General features: G+C 65.0%; 3 protein-coding genes and 1 pseudogene. 1 reads left to right on the top strand and 3 read right to left on the bottom strand.

Going from position 1 to position 5,257, the window contains the following annotated elements:
* On the top strand, positions 1-2,520 hold a 2,520-nt coding region (locus AACR77_RS10235), incomplete at its 5' end, for a molybdopterin dinucleotide binding domain-containing protein (protein ID WP_042881236.1).
* A gap of 56 nt (positions 2,521-2,576) precedes the next feature.
* Here the strand turns inward: AACR77_RS10235 and AACR77_RS10230 are convergent.
* From AACR77_RS10230 to AACR77_RS10220, 3 genes and pseudogenes are all read right to left on the bottom strand, one after another.
* Positions 2,577-3,882: pseudogene (locus tag AACR77_RS10230) on the bottom strand (endonuclease/exonuclease/phosphatase family protein).
* Positions 3,883-3,964: 82 nt separating this feature from the next.
* Positions 3,965-4,696: an EAL domain-containing protein gene (locus AACR77_RS10225; protein WP_042881232.1), complete on the bottom strand. Its 732-nt coding sequence runs from the start codon at positions 4,694-4,696 to the stop codon at positions 3,965-3,967.
* Positions 4,697-4,808: 112 nt separating this feature from the next.
* Positions 4,809-5,081: a hypothetical protein gene (locus AACR77_RS10220; RefSeq protein ID WP_010673275.1), complete on the bottom strand. Its 273-nt coding sequence runs from the start codon at positions 5,079-5,081 to the stop codon at positions 4,809-4,811.
* Positions 5,082-5,257 lie beyond the last annotated feature (176 nt).

Raw genomic sequence — 5,257 nt, 5'->3', positions numbered from 1 at the left:
GGCCAGGTTGAGGGGCTGCGGGCCATTCGCAACCTCGCCGAGCCGCTCGACCCGGCCAACCCGGAGTACGGCCCCAGGGCCAACCAGCTGCTGGTGAGCAACGCCTCGGACGAGGGGCGGGATCACTTCATCAAGCGCTTCACCTTCAACAGCTTCGGCACCCGCAACTTCGCCAACCACGGTGCTTATTGCGGCCTGTCGTTCCGGGTCGGGGCCGGCGCCCTGCTGGACGATCTGGAGAAGAACGCCCACCTCAAGCCCGACTGGGACGAGAGCGACTTCCTGCTGTTCATGGGCACCTCGCCCCAGCAATCGGGCAACCCCTTCAAGCGCCAGTCCCGCCAGCTGGCGGCAAACCGGGCGCGACCGGTCAAGCCGTTCTCCTACGTGGTGGTGGCCCCCAGCCTGCCCAACACGGTGAACATGCCGTCCTCCCCCGCCAACCGCTGGCTGCCCATCCGCCCTGCCACTGATTCCGCCCTGGCCATGGCCATGCTGCGCTGGATCATCGACAACCAACGCTACGCCGAGCCCTTCCTGACGGCACCCCATGCCGCTGCTGCCGAGCGGGCCGGCTATCGCGGTTTTTGCAACGCCAGCCACCTGGTGCTCTGCGACGAGTCCCACCCGCGCTTCGGTCAGATGCTGCGGGCCAGCGATCTTGGTTTGCCCTTTGAGGGGGAAGCCTATGGAGAGGGGGATGCCATGCTGGTAGAGGAGGCGGGCAGCGGCGAGCCGAGACCCGCCGGCCTGTGTGAGCGGGCCAACCTCTGGGTGGATCGCCGTATTCAGGGCCCCAAGGGGGAGCTGATGGTGAAGAGCAGCTTCCAGTTGCTGGCCGAGGCGTGCCGGGAGCACTCCCTCGCGCAATACAGCGCCGAGTGCGCCGTGCCGGTGAGCGATATCGAGGCGCTGGCGCGGGAGTTCACCAGCCACGGCACCCGGGCTGCCGTGGTCTCCCACGGCGGTACCATGAGCGCCAATGGCTTCTACTCGGCCTGGGCCATCATGATGCTCAACGTCATGATTGGGAACTTGAACGCCCGGGGAGGCGCCGTGGCGAGCGGCGGCAAGTTCGATCCCTTCGGGGCGGGGCCGCGCTACGATCTGGCGAGCTTCCCCGGCATGATCAAGCCCGCCGGGGTCTTCCTGTCGCGATCCAAGTTCCCCTACGAGAAAACTTCCGAATATCGGCGCAAGCGCGAGGCGGGTCAGAATCCCTATCCGGCGCAAGAGCCCTGGTTCCCCATCTCCGGCCCCCTGCTTGGCGAACACCTGACCGCGGCGGTGAACGGTTACCCCTACCGACTCAAGGCCTGGATCAACCACATGGGCAACCCCCTCTACGGTCAGGCCGGGCTCAGCAAGGCCATAGGCGAAGAGCTCAAGGACCCTGCCGTGCTGCCCCTTGTGGTCAGCATCGACAGCTTCATCAACGAGTCGTCGGCGCTGTCGGACTACATAGTGCCTGATACCCTGACCTATGAGTCCTGGGGCTGGGCCACCGCCTGGCACGGGGTGATGACCAAGGTCTCCACCGGCCGCTGGCCCATCGTGGAGCCCCGTGTCGCCAAGACCGCCGAGGGAGATCCGGTCTGTATGGAGTCCTTCTTTATCGCGGTGGCCAAACGGCTGGGGCTGCCGGGTTTTGGCGAGGGGGCGCTCAAAGGGGCGGACGGCAAGTTGCATGCCCTGCATAAGGCGGCGGACTTCTCCCTCTACGGGGCGGCCAACGTCGCCTATCTCGGCGAGCCGGTGCCTCCTATCGGGCCTGAGGATCTCGCCTGGTCCGGGGTGGAGCGGATCCTGCCGGTGCTGAACGCCACCCTGAGTGCGGAGGAGGCGGGCCGCGCCGCCTATCTCTTCGCCCGTGGCGGGCGCTTCGAGCCGGCGGCCAAGGGGCGCGACGAAGCGGGTCAGCCAAGCAAGCGCTGGCCCAAGCCGCTGATGGTGTGGAACCCCGAGGTGGGCAGCCGCCGCCACAGCCAGAGCGGGCAGTTCCTGAGTGGTACCCCGCGCTTCTTCCGTCCCCAGCTGGCGGACGGCACGCCGCTCAATGAGGCGTTCAAGCCGGCCCAGTGGCCGCTGCTGCTCACCAGCTACAAGTCCCACACCATGAGCTCCATGAGCATCGGCTCGGATCGCCTGCGCCAGGTGAACCCCAGCAACCGGGTGCGGCTCAATGCGCAGACGGCGGCGCAGCTGGGCATCGAGAGCGGGGACAGGGTGCGGGTCAGCACCCCGGATGGGAGCTTGATCGGGGTGGCCGAGTGCGTGGCCGGGGTACAGGCCGATGCCATCGCCATCGAACACGGTTTCGGCCACAAGGAGCTGGGGGCGCGGGAACACTGGATAGACGGCCAGAAAGTGGTCGCCAATCCGCTGCGCGGAGCCGGGGTCAACCTCAACGATCTGGCGGTGCTGGATCCCAGCCGCCATGGCCGCTACCCCCTGGTGGACTGGGCCATCGGCTCGTCGGCCCGCCAGGGGCTGCCGGCCCGGGTGGAGAAGCTGGTATGACAAACCAATGAAAACGGGGCCTGCGGGCCCCGTTGCTTGTCTGATCTGTGTCACCGTCACAGTTTGACGTCGACCCACACCAGGCGGTGATCCGAGCTGACTCCCTTGGCGATGCCCAGCTTGGCGTCATACACCAGGTGGTAGCCAGGTTCGAAGCTGGCCGGCCAGAACACGCCGGAGGCGACCGCGTTCAGGTTGGCGGAGGGCAGCACGTGGTCGAGCTGCAGGCCGCTGCTGCTGGTGATGCGCTCCGGGGTGGGGCGGTTGTTGTTGCGCTTGCACTGATCCGGCTGGCTGGCGAGGCACTCGGGGCCGCCCTGGCTGACCGGGATCAGGGCGCCGTTGGTGACGGCCTGATTGACCAGCGCATGGTTGTGCAGATCCTGAATGGCGGTGAGATCCCCATCGCCAATCTGGGGATCGGCGTTGAGATCGCCGGCGATGACGAACCTGGCGCCCTCAGCCAAGCCGCCGGCCTTGCCGGCGTCATCCACCATGTAGCCTGCCCCTTCCACATAGTCCTGCCAGAAGGCTATCTCCACACGGTTGCGTTTGACGTTGTGGCGCGCCGCGTTGCCGAAGATGGGCGGGGTCGGGTGGGAGATAAGGAAGTGGAGCACCTCCTCCCTGTCTCCCTGCCTGATGCGCACCGGCACGTCGGCGTGGTTCTTGGACGAGAGCGGGAAGGCCTGCCAGGCGGCATCGTCATACCAGGCATCGCCGCACTGGCGGCCGCTCGGGATCGGTGCCCTGGGGTTGTGGCAGTCGTCGATGACGGGGTTCGCTTCGCCCGGCATCTCCTTCCACTTGAATTTCTGGAAGGTGCGGATCTGCTTGGTATCGATGGGGTACTGGGACATCACGGCGAAGGCGTACTGGCCGTGGTAGTTGCCAAAGCCCCAGGCGTCGTCCGGCCCGTTGTTGACCTTGCCGTCCAGGTTGAGGTCATGGCCGCTCATCAGGCCGGTGTTGGTGGCAAAGTTCTGCAGCACCGGGTAGCTGATGGCGGTCACCTCGTCGTGCTGGGCGTGGGCCAGGTAGTTGTCGTTGAAGGCGTTGAGGTCCGTGGTGTCGCTGCCCTTGCCGTCATTGTCGAATTCGTTGAGCAGGAACACGTCCGGCCGGGTGCGCTGGATGATTTCGGCGATGTTGCGGATCTGCTGCACGTCGAGGGCCTTGGTCTTCTGGGCGCCGCTCAAGGTGCCGTCGGCGAGGCGGGCCAGCAATGCATCCTGCTCGGTGCGACTGAGGGCCAGTTCACCGGCGAGCATGCCGGGTGCAGTGCGATCGAAGGCGAGATTGAAGGTGGCAAAGCGAACCATGGCGAGCCTCGGCGTCAGTGTGGCCGGGACAGCCTGCCATCTTTGGCAGGAAAATGGCAGCACCCTGCCGGATTTTATGGGAAAGGTGCCCGGGTTTCCCCCGTGACGAGCAAGCGCTCCGCTCAGGCCCAGCGGGAGAGAGGGGAGGGAATGGCGTAGGCGTAGCCCTGCTGGTAGTCGCAGCCCAGCCGGTTCGCCACCTCGATATGGACCTGGGTCTCCACCCCCTCGCACACCACGGCCATGCCGAGTCGTTGCAGGTATTTCACCAGCCCCGTCAGCATGTTGAGGGCGTGGCTACTGCGCGCAGCCTGAAGCAGCAGGGAGCGATCCAGCTTCACGATCTCGTAGGGGAGCATCATCAGGCGCTGGAAGTTGCACGCCAGAGAGCCGAAGTCGTCACAGGCGATGTGGGCGCCATGGGCCCGCAACACCTCGATCATCTCCCTGTGCTGGTGTTTGATCCTGACGTGCTCCAGCACCTCGAACCAGATGTCGATCCCCAGCTTGCGGGCCTGGAGCAGCACCAGCAACAGCAGATTGCGGTAGGTGGGGCTGGAGAGCGCCGGATTGAGGTTGATGGAGAGTGCATAGGGGCCTTTTTGGGCGAGCACGGGCAGATCGCGCATGATGGCCCTGAGCATGACGATATCCAGGTGCAGAGCGTCATCTTCGCCGAGGGCGGCAAAATCGATGCCCTGATAGCCCTGGTTGCCGGCATCCCAACGCCTGGCCAGCACCTCATACCCCTTGACCTGACGATCCTGGCCGATGATGGGCTGATAAAAGGGGACGACGATATCCGCCATGTTGGCCATGGCCCTTATGGGAGACTCTTCTTTGAACGCAAACATGGTTCTCACCTGACGGGAACATGGTTACGCATCATACAGGGAGGGTCTAAAGGGAGGCTGTAGGAAGAGTCTGATAATGGGCCCTGCTTGGGCGTGGGTAGGAAGGAGGGGGTCAGGGAAGGGCATGGCCCTGTGCAGGTGCGGCGCCAGCCAGGGGGGCTGCGTGCATGGCCTGGGCAAGCCAGGACCAGTCGAGCATGGGGGAACCCGCCTTGAAGCGCTGATAGGCACATCCCTGGCGGATGGTCAGGAAGAGGGTGCTCGGCAGGCCGAGGCGGTTGAGGTAGCGCACCATCACGTCTCCCTGGTAATCCCGCAGCCGAAGTTGCAGCTCGGGCAGTGTCAGCCCGTGCTCGCGACCCGTTTCATCCCAGATTTCAAACATCTGTGTGCACTCCTTGCGACATGAGGCTCCACTGTTTCTAAAAAGTGCGGGGAGGGCAATTGTCAGATCTGACAGCGCCATGTGGATTCTATCCAGAAAAGCGAAAACCCGGCGCGAGGCCGGGTTGTCTGAAGGATGGTGGAGGGAGAAGGATTCGAACCTTCGAAGGCAGAGCC

It is taken from the genome of Aeromonas sp. ZOR0002 (genome assembly GCF_963866995.1).
GTDB classification, from domain to species: domain Bacteria; phylum Pseudomonadota; class Gammaproteobacteria; order Enterobacterales; family Aeromonadaceae; genus Aeromonas; species Aeromonas caviae.
The sequence above is the reverse complement of the archived record's forward strand: the minus strand, read 5'-3'. Positions and strand labels throughout refer to the sequence as shown.